Genomic DNA, 13,320 nt, shown 5'->3' with positions numbered 1-13,320 from the left:
AGGCCGTCGGGTATCGCCGTGTCGATCATGCCCAGCCGCCCGCGCGGGAACGTGTGCGGCGCAGGAGCCAGAAGAAGAACGGTCCGCCGATCAGGGAGGTCAGCATGCCGAGCGGCAGGTCGGCGTTGTCGACCAGGGACCGCGCGGCCACGTCGGCGGCGAGCAACACGACCGCGCCGAGGATCGCGCTGAGTGGAATCAGCACCCGATGCGCGGGCCCGACCAGCATGCGCACCACGTGCGGCACGATCAGGCCGACGAACAGGATGATTCCGGTGAACGCGACTCCGGCTGTGGTGAGCACCGCGACGATGATGATCACCGTGCGGCGTAGGCGTTCCACGTCGACCCCGAGGTGGCGGGCGGCGGATTCGCCGAGCGCGAGCAGGTCGAGGCGCGGGGCGACAACGACAGCGGCGGCCACCCCGAGCGCCGTCAGCGGCGCGACCACCCCGACCGACTGCCAGGTCGCGCCGTTGAGGCTGCCCAACTGCCAGAACACGATCTGATCGCGGGCCGCGGGGGAGGCCACGAAGAGCAGGAACGCGATGAGACCGCCCGCGAAGGCGTTGATCGCGACGCCGGTGAGCACCAGCGTCACCACTTCGGTTCGCCCGTCGGCGCGCGCGAGCAGATAGACCAGCGCGGTGGTGAACAATCCCGCGACGAACGCGGCCGCGGCCACCGACCACGCCGCCACGAAGGCGCCGCCGATCACGATGACGGCGCCTGCCCCGACCGCCGCGCCCGCCGACACCCCGATCACGCCGGGTTCGGCGAGCGGGTTGGCGAACACGCCCTGCAACAGCGCGCCCGCGGTCGCGAGCGCCGCGCCGACCAGCACGGCCAGCAACACGCGGGGGAAACGCACCTCCCACAGCGTCACCTCACCGGCGGGATGCGCGGGCATCGGCCCCCAGTCGAGCCCGATGCGATGCGCGATGCTGCCCGCCACCTCGACCGGTGTCGTCGGGACCTGCCCGATGGCCGCCGAGGCCAGCGCCAGCAGCACCAGCGTCGCCACCGCGACCGCGAACACCGAAGTCGTCCGCGACCGGCTTCGCGACTTGGGCGTGCTCGGCCCCGAGTCGCCGTGCGGCTCGTCGGTCCGCGACGCGGAAGCCGGATCGGCCGCGGCGGATTCGATCATGCGGGTTTCGTCCCGTACACGGCCTCGTTCAGCGCCTGGATGACACGGCCGGTATTGGGTCCGAAACTGAGCAGCACCGCGTCGGACATGTCGATGACCCGTTTGTTGCGTCCGGCCGGGGTCTGCGCGATGCCGGGCACCTTCTCGAGTCCGTCGACGCCGCCCACGGATTTCAGTCCGTCGGTCATGACGATCAGCACATCGGGCGCCGCGCCGATCATGGCCTCGGAGGTGATCGCGGTGAACGGCTCGGTGAGCCCGGCGACCGCGCTCGCGTCGCGTCCGTGCAGTGCGGCGATGAGCGCGTCGCCGCCCGAACCGGGACCGGCCATCATGGTGATCGCGGTGCTGCGCAGATACAGCATGGCCATGGTGAGCGGCGGGTCCTGTGCGGGCACGGCGGCCGAGGCCGCGCTGACCTCGTCGCGAGTGCGATCGGCCAGCGCCTGCCCGGCGGCGGGCACGCCGAGTGCGGCGGCCACCGCCTCGATCTGCGGCACGACACCGTCCATGGTGCGCTTCGGGTCGAAGTAGACGACGGTGACGCCCGCCGCGCGCAGTTGTTCGCGGATCGCGGGCGTCGCGGTGGTGGTGTCGGTGAGGAAGACCGTCGGGCGCAGCGCCAGCACCGATTCCACATTGAGCGAGCCGTTGCCGCCCGCGACATTGGGCACCTGCAGCACCGAGGGGAAGGAGGCGGAGTTGCTGCGGCCGACGAGTTTCGGGCCGAGTCCGAGCGCCCACACCACTTGGGCGAGGCTTCCGGAGCGGTCGACGGCGATGATGCGGTCGGCCGAGCTCACGGTGACGTCCGTGCCGTCGAAGGAGCGCACCGTCGTAGGTAGCGACGGTGTCGGTTCGGGCCCGATCGGGACGGGATCGAGGTTCGCGAGCACGGCGGTGGCGGGGCCGGACTGCTGGGTCGCGGTGGCGCCGGTGTCGGTTCCGCAGGCCGTGGCGCCCGCCAGCAGCGTGAGCGCGAGCACCGCGATCAGCCCGCGCGCGCCCCTCGAGCGGGCGCGGTGACCCCACCGCGCGGAAACCGATGAAACGCCGGGCCTCGCACTCCTCATGGCGGCCAGCCTAATCGGCGTCATTCCACGCGTACGCTGACGTCGTCGAGGGCGGCGGCGATGGCGCGCGGCAGTTCCAGGGTCTCGGCGGCGATGATGCCGGTGAGCTGCCCGATGTCGCGTGCTCCGACCACCATGCTCGCGATGCCCGGCCGGTCCCGGATCCAGGCCAGCGCCACCGCGAGCGGCGAGGTGCCGAGTCCGTCGGCGGCGGTGACGAGGGCGTCGACCACGCGGGTCGCGCGGTCGTCGAGTCGGTGGCTGATCTCGTCGGCGGTGGCCTCGTCGGCGCCGCGCGAGTCGGCGGGCACGCCGTCGCGGTATTTGCCGGTGAGGATGCCGCCCGCGAGGGGCGCGGTGGCGACGAGGCCGATGCCGTGGTGTCGGGCGGCAGGCACGACATCCTCCTCGGCGGCGCGTGCCAGCAGCGAGTACGGGGTCTGCGCCGCGACCACCGGCGCGATGGCGGCGATGCTGGCCAGTTGCCACGCCTCGAAGCCGCGCACGCCGGTGTAGCGGACCCGCCCGGAACGTACCGCGTAGTCGAGGGTGGCGGCGATCTCGTCGAGCGGGGTGTACGGGTCCCAGGCCGCGACGGTCCAGAGGTCGATGTGGTCGGTGCCCAGTTCCAGCAGGGTCCGGTCGAGTTGGCCGAGCAGGGCGCGGCGCGAGGCGTCGACGGTCGGGCGCACGGGTTCGGGGGTCGGCACGCCCGAATCCTCGGTGGGCTCGCGCACCGCGATCCCGGCGGCGACGGAAAGGACGAACTCGTCGCGCGCGACGATGTCGCCGAGCAGGTCGGCGAGGATGCGCTGGGCGGCGCCGCCCGCGTAGGCGGGGGAGGTCTCGACCAGGGTGCCGCCCGCTTCCGCGAAGGCGACCAACTGCCCTGCGGCGTCGTCGGGGTCGGTCTGCGAACCCCAGGTGTGGGTCGCCAGTCCGATTCGGGATACCCGTAGGCCGCTGCGGCCGACCGTCCGCTGTTCCATCACCGCGTCCGCGCATTCGTCACGGCGCCAAGAGTAGTGCGCCGGCACCGCCGGAGTCCGTCTCCCCGGCCGGTGCCGCGGCCCTCGGGCGCGCGCGGGTGCATCGCGTGCGAGGTGAACTGCGCGATCGCCGGATCCGCGTCCCCTTTCCCCGGCGCGCCGCGGGTGCGGGTGGCGCGTCTCACCCGCCCGCTTCGCGGCCCGGCCTCCGGCACGGCGCGTGAGCCTGTACTGTCGCTGCGGGATTGCGGTGGCGCCCACGTTTCCGAATGTTTCGACGGTGGCCAATTGGCTACTCGGAACGGATATTTCGGGCATCGCCGCGAAGTCGAAGGCAACAATGGCGGGTGCGCGGCACACGGCGGGCGCACCGCGCGAAACGGAGGAGAGTTCGTGGGCGAGTCGATGACCTGGATACAGGCGCTGGTTCTAGGTCTGGTGCAGGGACTCACCGAGTTTCTCCCGGTTTCCTCCTCGGCGCATCTGCGCATCGTGTCCTCGATCTTCTTCGGCGACGACGCGGGCGCGTCCTTCACGGCGGTCACCCAGCTCGGCACCGAGGCCGCGGTGCTGGTGTACTTCGCCAAGGACATCGCGCGCATCGTGCGGGCCTGGTTCACCACCTTGCTGATCCGGTACCGCGAGCGCTCGGGCGCCACCGTGCCGCTGGCCGAGCAACCGACGCGGAAACTGCCCGTGATCACCGGTGATTACGCCGCCGACCTGCGCGGCGACGAGGACTCCCAGCGCGAATTGGATTATCGGATCGGCTGGTACGTGATCATCGCCACCATCCCGATCGGCGTCATCGGCTTCGTGCTGAAGGACCAGATCCGCACCGGCGCGCGCAATCTGTGGCTGGTGTCCTTCATGCTCATCGCGTTCGCGCTCGTCATCGCCGCCGCCGAATACTACGGCCGCAAGAACCGCCCGATCGAGCAGCTCACCACGCGCGACGGCTTGGTCATGGGCTTCGCCCAGTGCCTCGCCCTGGTTCCCGGCGTCTCGCGTTCGGGCGCGACGTCCTCGGCGGGCCTGTTCCTCGGACTCGAACGCGAAGCCGCCGTGCGATTCTCGTTCCTGCTCGCGATCCCCGCGGTCACCGCGTCCGGCCTGTTCAGCCTGCCCGACGCCTTCGAGCCCGCGGGCGAGGGACTCAACGCGAGCGGCGCGCAACTGCTGGTCGCGACAGTGCTCGCCTTCGTCGTCGGCTACGCCTCGGTGGCGTGGTTGCTGAAATTCGTGGCGCGGCATTCGCTGAACTGGTTCGTCGGCTACCGCATCGTGCTCGGCCTCGTGGTCATGGCGCTGCTCGCGACGGGCACGGTGAGCGCGACGTGACCGCCGCCACGGCACGCGCACCCCGCCCGACGGCGCCGACTAGGCTGAGCCGATGACGGTGATCCTGTTGCGGCACGGGGTGTCGACCTCGAACACCGCCCGAACTCTCGCGGGCCGAAGCGTCGGCGTCGATCTCACCGAACGGGGGGCCGAACAGGCTCGCGCCGTCGCGGATCGGCTCGCCGCACTGCCCATCGAGTACGTCGTGCACTCCCCGCTGTTGCGCTGTCAGCGAACGATCGCGCCGCTGGCCGACGCGCTCGGCGTCGAACCGATCTACGACGACCGCCTGATCGAGGTCGACTACGGCGAGTGGACCGGGCGCCCGATCGCGGAACTGCTCACCGAACCGCTGTGGAAAGTGGTGCAGCGCCACGCCTCGGGCGCCACCTTCCCCGGCGGCGAAGGACTCGCGCAGGTGCAAGCGCGCGCGGTGGCCGCGATCCGCGAACACGAACGCGCCTTCGCCGAGAAACACGGCCGTGACGTGCTGTGGGTCGCCTGCACGCACGGCGACGTGATCAAATCCGTACTCGCCGACGCCTTCGGGATCCACCTCGACGGCTTCCAGCGCATCGTGGTGGAACCGGCCTCGCTCAGCGTCGTCCGCTACACCCCCACCGCGCCCTTCGTGTGGCGTCTCAACGACACCGGAACCGATCTGAGCGCGCTGATACCGCCGGATCCGGCGGCGGTCGGCGCGGGCGCGGCGGTCGAAGGTTCCGTGCCAGGTGGCGAGGTGACGGGGACCGGTAGCGCGGATAATGGGAATGCGGAGCGGTGAGATTCCTCGTGCACGGATGTGGTGCGGGTGCGAGGAATCTCCGCGCGCTGCGGGTAGTCGATCAGGGTCACGTATCAGGAGGTGCAGATGGCACGAGAAATCCATGTATTTCGCACCCCCGATCGTTTCGTCGCCGGGACCGTCGGTGAGCCGGGCGATCGCGCGTTCTATCTCCAAGCCGTGCAGGAACCTCGGGTGGTCAGCGTGCTGCTGGAGAAGCAGCAGGTGAAGGTGCTCGCCGATCGCATGGGCCTACTGCTCGACGAGGTCGCGCGCCGCTTCGGCGCCACGGTGCCGCCGCAGGCCGAGGACGTCGCCGACACCGCGCCGCTGGTGACGCCGATCGACGCCGAATTCCGGGTCGGCACCATGGGTCTGGGCTGGGACGCCGACGCGGGCGCGGTGGTGGTCGAATTGCTCGCCATCACCGAGACCGAGGTCGACGAGTCGGTGGTGCTCGACGATACCGAGGAAGGGCCCGACGCGGTCCGGGTGTTCCTCACCCCCGTGCAGGCGCGCGAATTCGCGTTGCGGTCGACCAGGGTGATCGCGGCAGGCCGCCCGCCGTGTCCGCTGTGTGGTGAGCCACTGTCCGCGCGCGGGCACATGTGTGTGCGCACGAACGGGTACAAGCGCGGTGAGATCTTCGGTACGGCCGAGTTGGAGGAGTAGACGGGTGACCGTCGGGCACGGTGATGAGGGAGACGGCTTACGCCGTGACGGTGACCGGTTCCGCACCGGTGAGTTGGCGGTGATCGGCCGGGTGAACGTGGCCAGCAATGTCACCCTGGTCTGCGATATCGGTCCCGATGACGATCCGCTGCGCGTGGTCTACAAGCCGGTGCGCGGCGAGCGTCCGCTCTGGGACTTCCCCGACGGCACCCTGGCGGGCCGCGAAGTCGCCTCCTATCTGATCTCCGAGGCGATCGGCTGGGACGTGATACCGGAGACGATCCTGCGCGACGGGCCGTACGGGCCAGGCATGGTGCAGCGCTGGGTCGAGTCGGTCGACCATCACACCGCGCCCGCGGGCAGGCTCGACCTGGTCGACCTCTGCCCGCCCGGCGCGGTTCCCGACGGGTTCGCCGAGGTGTTGCGGGCGCTCGACGGCGCGGGCGACGAGGTGTCGCTCGTGCATGCCGACGATCCGCGACTACAGCGGGTCGCGGTGCTCGACGTGCTGATCAACAATGCCGATCGCAAGGGCGGTCACGCGCTGGAGGGCGTCGACGGCCGGGTGTACGGGGTCGATCACGGCATCTGCCTGCACCGCGAGGACAAGTTGCGCACGGTGCTGTGGGGATGGGCGGGTCAGGCCGTCGGCGACGAGCTGATCGCCGATGTCGAGACCTTCGCCGAGTCGTTGCCGGGTGCGGTGGCCGACGCGCTGTCGCCGCATATCACCGACGCCGAGATCGACGCGCTGGTCGCCAGGACCAAGGATCTGCTCGACCACAGGGTGATGCCGCTGCCGCGCGGTTCGCGCCCGATACCGTGGCCCGCCTTCTGAACGGCGCGCCGCGCAACCATGCGGCGAATGCCGGCACGCACCGCGCGTGATACCGATCGGTCTCGATCGTGTCCGGGCTCACGTCCGGAGGGGGTTGCGGCGCGCGACGCGCTGCGGCAGGTTTGTCGAATCCCGGATACCACCCCGCGCCGCCCTCGGCATCTTCGATTCTTCCGGACCGTAACGATTGACATTCCCCACGGACGGCAACGTCGCAGGTCGCACCGGGTGATCGGGGGAGGGGGTAGGGGCCGGGACGCGGGCCGGCAGCCGGAGATCCCGGCCACACCTCTACTCTCGAACCATGCAGTCCTGGTCCGACACCGCCGTACCGACCATCCCCGGAGCAGGGCCTCCGTTGCGTTTGTACGACACCGCAGACCGCCGGATCCGCCCGGTGACCCCGGGGGCAACGGCCACCATGTACGTCTGCGGCATCACTCCCTACGACGCCACCCACCTCGGGCACGCCGCCACCTACCTGACCTTCGATCTGGTCAACCGGCTGTGGCGCGACGCCGGTCACGAGGTGCACTACGTGCAGAACGTCACCGACGTCGACGACCCGCTGTTCGAACGCGCTGACCGCGACGGGATCGACTGGCGTGAACTCGGCAGCCGCGAGGTCGAGCTGTTCCGGGCCGACATGAGCGCGCTGCGGGTGCTGCCGCCGCGCGAGTACATCGGCGCCGTCGAATCGGTCGACGAGGTCGTGGAGCTGGTCGAGAAGCTGCTCGCCGCGGGCGCCGCCTACGTCGTCGAGGACGACGAATACCCCGACGTCTACTTCCGCGCCGACGCCACCGAACAGTTCGGCTACGAGTCCGGCTACGACCGCGCCACCATGGAACGGCTGTTCGCCGAACGCGGCGGCGATCCGGACCGCCCGGGCAAACGCGACATCATCGACGCCCTGCTGTGGCGCGCCGCCCGCCCGGGCGAGCCGTCCTGGCCCGCGCCGTTCGGCGAGGGCAGGCCCGGCTGGCACATCGAATGCGCCGCCATCGCGCTCAACCGCATCGGATTCGGTTTCGACGTCCAAGGCGGCGGCAGCGACCTGATCTACCCGCACCACGAGTACTCGGCCGCCCACGGCGAGGCACTCGAGACCGGCCGCCGCTTCGCCCGCCACTTCGTGCACGCGGGCCTCATCGGACTCGACGGCGAGAAGATGTCGAAGTCCCGAGGCAACCTGGTCCTGGTCTCGACCCTGCGCCGCGGCGGCACCGACCCCGCCGCCATCCGCCTCGGCCTGTTCAGCGGCCACTACCGCGCCGACCGCATGTGGACCGCCGAGGTCCTGACCGCCGCCGAACGCCGCCTCGACCTGTGGCGCCGCGCCGCCGCCCTCCCCTCGGCCCCGGCGGCCGAAGACACCGTCGCCCGCCTCCGTCAACACCTGTCCGACGACCTCGACACCCCCAAGGCCATCGCCGCCGTCGACAGCTGGGCGTCCCAGGCGCTGAACTACGGCGGCGAGGACGTCTCCGCGCCCGGCACTCTGGCCGCCGCCGTCGACGCCCTACTCGGCGTGCGACTCTGAACCGAACCGCTGTCAGGCAGGGAGCGCGGTCCGCCGCGCTCCCGTCCACGCCGCGACGGCATCGGCCGGATTCGAAGCTGCCCGCGCGGAAACGTTGGAGGCGGGCGCGTCGACCGGGCTCGTCACACCGCGCCTATCCGGTCGAGTGCGCCTGTTCCACCCAGCGCACATAGGTCACCTTCGATTTCCCCTTGCCGGGACTGACCTCGCGCACGTCGAACAACGCGCTCGCCGCGACGAACTTTCCGAATCTGGCGTGCCCGTAGGATCTCGGAGAGAACTCGGGGAAATGCTTGATCAGCATGTTCGCGACCATGCTCAGATGCGCCCAGCCGTCCTCGTCGGCAGCCGACTTCGCCACGACCTCCCGAAGTCGCGCCGCGACCTCCGGCGATACGTCGATCGCGGTTCTCGGCCCTCCGGGCGCCGATTCCGGGACGGCCGCCGGTCCTGGCTGTGGGGATCGAGGTGCGGCGGTGAGGTTTTCGAGATACAGGAACTCATCGCACGCGGTGACCAGCATCTGCGAGGTCTGCGCGTTTCCGACCCCGTAGACGCGGCACCCGAATTCGTGGATCCGTCGCGCCAGGGTGGTGAAGTCGGAGTCGCTGCTGACCAATACGACCGCGCGCAGGTCGGTGGTGTGGAGCAGGTCGAGCGCATCGATGGCCAAGGCGATATCGGTGGAGTTCTTGCCCGACGCCGAGGCGAAATGATGGATCGGTCGAATGGAATACACGATCACCGGATGTCTCCACCCGCCCAGGTGCGGCCGACTCCAGTCGCCGTACGCGCGCACGATCCCGGCGCGGCCGTAACGCCGCTCGATCTCGGCCAGGACAGCACCGATTCTGCGAGGCGGTGTGTTGTCGGAATCGATCAACACCGCCAACTCTCCCTTCGCCGCGGCGCCGGGACCGACGCGCGCGCCACGGGCCGCGAGCCGCTCACCCGCGAAGATCAGCAAACGCCCGAGGCAGCCCCACAGTCGCCGGGCGGGGGCATGCCATCGCTGAGGTCCGTTCACAGGGCAGATGAGGTCTCGGTCATATCGTCATCATTCCTTACGCTCGTGCTTCGCCACCGGCGGTTCTCTGCACCGGCTGGTCACCGTCAAGGGGCTGCTCATAGCGGCGAATCGGGCCGGAGCGTCGAGGTCGGGCTCGTATCCGTGCCCGGCCGATGACGCGTCGCCGACAAGCGGTCGAGAGCCACGCCGACCCGACGGCCGGGAGGATCACCTGCGACCGGAGCGGCTCACCTCGGCATTCCGATCCGCTTCGGGCAGGTGTCTGCTATCGGCGAGGGTGAGGACGCGGCGGTCTCGGTTCCGGTCGTCCTCCTGCAGGACGGTGATGCCGCCGGAGGTCGAATGGAATCCGACGTGGCCCGCCGATTCCAGGGGCATTCGGATCCAGGCGGCGATCACGAACGTCAGGGAACCGCCGTGGGTGACGATCACGGTGTGTTCGCGTTCGCGGTCGGTGATCACCTCGAGCGCGCGGTAGACGCGTTCGGCGTGGGCGCCGCGGGTTTCCGCGCCGGGGATTCCCTCGTCGTGCCACAGGCGGTTGCCGACCGGAGGTGGCGGGACCTGTCGGCGGTCGAGCCAGTCGCGTGGTCGTCCGCCCGCTTCGCCGTAGGAGCGCTCCCGTAGTCGGGGGTCGAGGATCGGTGTGAGGCCGAGTCGGGCGGCGAGGGGTTCGGCGGTCTGCACGGTGCGGCGCAGGTCGGAGGTGAACAGTTCGACCGGTGCGTTCGTGGGGATCAGCGCGTGCACCGCGTGCGCGATGGCATCGGCGGCACGCAGGCCGTACGGCGTCAGTTCGGAGTCGTACCAGCCGCCGACGACGCCGTCGACATGGTGGGTCGCTTCCGGGTGCGTCACGACATAGACGGTGCGCATCGTTCTCCTCGTTCGTCGGGTGTGTTCACCATCGGCTCCGCCGGAATCCACCTTCGGAGTCGATGACCTGTCCGACCACCCAGCGGCCGTCGTCGCAGACGAGCCAGGAGATCAGGCGAGCGGGATCGTCGGGCTGCCCGACTCGTCCGCGCGGGAAGGCCGCGTGGATCTCCTCGACGACGGCCGGGTCCCGGTCGGCGGTGTCGGAGGTGAGGAATCCGGTGTCGACAGGGCCGGGATTGACGGTGTTCAGCACGATGCCACGGTCGATCAGCTCGGCCGCGACGGTCGCCGTCATGCCCGCGAGCACCGATTTGGCACTGGCGTAGGCCACTTCGCCGCGCATCGGTCCGAGCTGCTGTCCAGAGGTCATCCAGACCACGCGGCCCCGGTCGGCGATCTCGTCGCGCTCGGCCCGGTACTGCCGCGCGAATGCCTGCGTCAGCAGCAGCACCGACCGTGCGTCCACCGCCCAGTGCCCGTCCAGTTTCTCGGCGTCGATCTCCCACAGCGACCCGTCGCCGCCGCTGCGCGCGTGATTGGCGACCAGAATGTCGATATGCCCGAATTCGGCGACGGCGTCGGCGATCACTCGCGCGGGCGCCTCGGGATCGGCGAAGTCGACGGAACGGTCGACCATCCGCGTGGCGTCCAGTTCACGGCGGACGAGCGCGAGATCGTCGGCGCCCCACGGCTGTTGTGCGTCGTGCGGCGCCCAGTGCGTGAGGTAGAGCTCGGCTCCCATCGCCGCCAGCCGCCGTGCGACCGCGAACCCGATGCCCCGCCGCCTGCTCACACCGGTGACCACCGCGACCCGACCGGCCAGTGCGCGCGATTGTGACACGACTGTCCATTCGATACCGCCGAGCTCGCGAACGCAATGCAATTCGCGCGTTGCTCGCCGATCCCGCGGAGTTCTCAGCCCGGACCGATGCTGAGCCGGGTGCCGAATTCTCGGAATCCCAGCGCGAGGGCTACCTGTCTCGACCGCGTCGCACGCGCTCGCCATTGGGGTCGCAGGCCTGCCGCCAGAGCATGTGCCACCGCTGCGGATCCCGTTGTCCGAGCCAGGCCCTGTCCGCGTCGACCGGGGGCTGTCGACACGCACAGATGAGCGGTTCGCCTCGGCAGGCCGCGGTATCCGGCGGCATTCTTTTCGGGCCACCGCATTTCTCCGACCCGGAAGCGGGTGTGGCTAATCGAGTCGTTCCCGCACGACCTGGGCGGGTGTCTTGTCGGGGCGAAGGCCGCGCCATGTCGGGTGGCGCAGGATGCCGTCGCGGGTCCATTCGCTGAACGCCACCTCGCCGACGAGGCGCGGCTCGACCCAGATCACGCCGGGGATGTGTGGCGGCTTGCCGAGCGGTGCTGATTCGCGGTGCAGCGGGGCGAGTCTGGCTTGGAGGTCGGCCAGTGTCGCGCGGCTGAAGCCGGTGCCGACGTTGCCGATGTAGACCAGGTCGCCCGCGGCGTCGGTGACCGCGAGCACCAGTGAGCCGATGCGGCCGATGCGGTTGCCCGCGCCGGGTTTCCAGCCGACGATCACGCCTTCCTGGTGGTCGACGTTCTTGATCTTGGTCCACAGTGGGCTGCGCCGTCCGGGCAGGTACGGTCCGTCGAGTCGCTTGCCGATCAGCCCCTCGAGTCCCAGGCGCGCGGATTCGGCGAGCAGGTCGGCGCCGTGGCCGTGCAGGCGGGGGGACAGGCGCAGGTGCGGGCCGCGCGGGTCGATGCGTTCGAGTAGGGCGCGCCGCTGTTCGTAGGGCAGGTCGACCAGTGGGCGTGCGCCGATGTGCAGCAGGTCGAACACCACGTAGGTGGCGGGTGCGGCGGCGGCCATGGCGTTGATCTCGCCGGGGTGGCGCTGGTGCATGCGTGGTTGCAGCGATTCGAAGGAGGGGCGGCCGCGGTGGTCGAAGACGACGATCTCGCCGTCGAGGACATGGTGCGGTTCGGCGGGGGCCAGTTGGGCGAGTTCCGGCCAGGCGACCGTGATGTCGTTGCCGTTGCGCGACAGCAACCGCAGGGATTCTTCGACGTAGCAGATCGCGCGGATGCCGTCGAATTTCATCTCGTAGGCCCAGCGGTCATCGTCGCTGGGCAGCGGCCCCCGCGCCGCCAGCATCGCCGCGTACCGCGGCAGACGGTTCACCCGCGCTTCGCCGCCATCGCCGATCCCTTCTGGAGATGATCCGAGCTGGCAAACTTTCAGCATACAGCGTGGCCTGCGGTGGTCCACCGGTCACGGTCGATGCCGTGAGTGTGTCCGGGCAACGCCGTCGCCGTCGGCGCGGATCGACTCCGCGCGGTATGCGCACGCGCGTCGAGCATTTCGAGCCCCCGCCGAACTCGCCGAACCGACCGCGCGGATTTCGTCGCGCACCGGCCGCCCCACGCCGATGCGGTACTGTTCTGGGCTCGAACTCCGCCCGCCCCGAGAACTCCGTCCGCAAACGAACAGAACGGCGCCCGTATGTCACGAGTGGTCACCAAGGAGCAGTACTTCGACACCGCGCTCGCGGTGCTGGCCGAACTCGGCTTCAAGGGCCTCAATATCGGCGTGCTCTGCCGCCGCCTCGGTGTCACCAGCGGGTCGTTCTACCACCACTTCGGCAGCTGGCAGGGTTTCGTGGACGCGCTGCTCGACCACTGGGAGAACCGCCAGGTCCGCATCCTGCGCACCCTCAACTTCAACCAGGGCAACCCCGACGACGACATCCGCGCGATGTCGGATCTCGCGACGGGACTGCACCATTCGGCCGAGGCCGCGATCCGCGCGTGGGCCGCCAACGACGAATCGGTGAACCTCGCGCTCAAACGGGTCGACGAGTCCCGCCGTCGCACCGTGCACAAGGCGATCAAGGGCGTGGTCGGCGACGACGACACGGCCGCGGAGGTGACCGCGCTCGGCATGGCGATGCTCATCGGCTACCAGCAGATCGCGGGCGGCGGAGCCGAACTGTCGCTGGACCGGCTCATCGCCCAATACGCTCGGCTCATCTACTCCTACGCGCGCCGCTGACC

14 protein-coding genes are annotated in these 13,320 nt (G+C 70.1%); 6 read left to right on the top strand and 8 right to left on the bottom strand.

What is annotated here, in order from left to right; all coding sequences use genetic code 11:
- Nucleotides 1–25: 25 nt before the first annotated feature.
- From IT779_RS24910 to IT779_RS24900, 3 genes are read right to left on the bottom strand one after another with little or no spacing between them, the layout of a single operon-like run.
- A complete protein-coding gene (locus IT779_RS24910) occupies nt 26–1,150 on the bottom strand; it encodes a FecCD family ABC transporter permease (protein ID WP_196151831.1) in 1,125 nt (374 codons plus the stop codon).
- Nucleotides 1,147–2,223, bottom strand: coding sequence for a heme/hemin ABC transporter substrate-binding protein (locus tag IT779_RS24905; protein WP_196151830.1), 1,077 nt, complete (start codon nt 2,221–2,223; stop codon nt 1,147–1,149). Before IT779_RS24905 ends, IT779_RS24910 begins: the two co-directional genes overlap by 4 nt.
- A gap of 20 nt (nt 2,224–2,243) precedes the next feature.
- Entirely contained in the window at nt 2,244–3,212 is a 969-nt protein-coding gene (locus IT779_RS24900) for an aldo/keto reductase (RefSeq protein WP_196151829.1), read from the bottom strand.
- 393 nt (nt 3,213–3,605) lie between these two features.
- Here IT779_RS24900 and IT779_RS24895 point away from each other — a divergent pair, with 393 nt between their 5' ends.
- The 5 genes from IT779_RS24895 (at nt 3,606) to mshC (ending at nt 8,390) form a co-directional block, all read left to right on the top strand.
- Nucleotides 3,606–4,553: an undecaprenyl-diphosphate phosphatase gene (locus IT779_RS24895; protein WP_332838954.1), complete on the top strand. Its 948-nt coding sequence runs from the start codon at nt 3,606–3,608 to the stop codon at nt 4,551–4,553.
- 52 nt (nt 4,554–4,605) lie between these two features.
- Nucleotides 4,606–5,337: a histidine phosphatase family protein gene (locus IT779_RS24890; protein WP_196151828.1), complete on the top strand. Its 732-nt coding sequence runs from the start codon at nt 4,606–4,608 to the stop codon at nt 5,335–5,337.
- A gap of 87 nt (nt 5,338–5,424) precedes the next feature.
- Nucleotides 5,425–6,009: a DUF3090 domain-containing protein gene (locus tag IT779_RS24885; protein ID WP_196151827.1), complete on the top strand. Its 585-nt coding sequence runs from the start codon at nt 5,425–5,427 to the stop codon at nt 6,007–6,009.
- A 4-nt stretch (nt 6,010–6,013) separates the two neighbouring features.
- Nucleotides 6,014–6,847 (top strand): SCO1664 family protein, encoded by an 834-nt coding sequence (locus IT779_RS24880; RefSeq protein ID WP_196151826.1) that lies wholly within the window; start codon nt 6,014–6,016, stop codon nt 6,845–6,847.
- A gap of 304 nt (nt 6,848–7,151) precedes the next feature.
- Nucleotides 7,152–8,390 carry a cysteine--1-D-myo-inosityl 2-amino-2-deoxy-alpha-D-glucopyranoside ligase gene (gene mshC, locus IT779_RS24875; protein WP_196151825.1) on the top strand — a complete coding sequence of 413 codons (1,239 nt, stop codon included), beginning with the start codon at nt 7,152–7,154 and terminating at the stop codon, nt 8,388–8,390.
- A 133-nt stretch (nt 8,391–8,523) separates the two neighbouring features.
- Here mshC and IT779_RS24870 read toward each other — a convergent pair whose 3' ends face one another.
- The 5 genes from IT779_RS24870 to ligD all read right to left on the bottom strand — a co-directional run bounded on the left by IT779_RS24870 (nt 8,524) and on the right by ligD (nt 12,448).
- Nucleotides 8,524–9,417 carry an NYN domain-containing protein gene (locus IT779_RS24870; RefSeq protein ID WP_196151824.1) on the bottom strand — a complete coding sequence of 298 codons (894 nt, stop codon included), beginning with the start codon at nt 9,415–9,417 and terminating at the stop codon, nt 8,524–8,526.
- A gap of 210 nt (nt 9,418–9,627) precedes the next feature.
- Complete coding sequence (locus IT779_RS24865) at nt 9,628–10,296, bottom strand: histidine phosphatase family protein (protein WP_196151823.1); 669 nt, start codon at nt 10,294–10,296, stop codon at nt 9,628–9,630.
- A gap of 25 nt (nt 10,297–10,321) precedes the next feature.
- Entirely contained in the window at nt 10,322–11,140 is an 819-nt protein-coding gene (locus tag IT779_RS24860; protein WP_332838953.1) for an SDR family oxidoreductase, read from the bottom strand.
- A gap of 74 nt (nt 11,141–11,214) precedes the next feature.
- Nucleotides 11,215–11,466: a GNAT family N-acetyltransferase gene (locus IT779_RS39115; protein ID WP_196151821.1), complete on the bottom strand. Its 252-nt coding sequence runs from the start codon at nt 11,464–11,466 to the stop codon at nt 11,215–11,217.
- Nucleotides 11,467–11,491: 25 nt separating this feature from the next.
- A complete protein-coding gene (gene ligD, locus IT779_RS24850; RefSeq protein ID WP_332838952.1) occupies nt 11,492–12,448 on the bottom strand; it encodes a non-homologous end-joining DNA ligase in 957 nt (318 codons plus the stop codon).
- Nucleotides 12,449–12,769: 321 nt separating this feature from the next.
- Between ligD and IT779_RS24845 the strand changes: the two genes are divergently transcribed.
- A complete protein-coding gene (locus IT779_RS24845; RefSeq protein WP_196151820.1) occupies nt 12,770–13,318 on the top strand; it encodes a TetR/AcrR family transcriptional regulator in 549 nt (182 codons plus the stop codon).
- The last annotated feature ends 2 nt before the right edge of the window (nt 13,319–13,320 follow it).

Origin of the sequence: Nocardia bovistercoris, assembly GCF_015674855.1 — a bacterium.
GTDB classification, from domain to species: Bacteria; Actinomycetota; Actinomycetes; order Mycobacteriales; family Mycobacteriaceae; genus Nocardia; species Nocardia bovistercoris.
The sequence above is the reverse complement of the archived record's forward strand: the minus strand, read 5'-3'. Positions and strand labels throughout refer to the sequence as shown.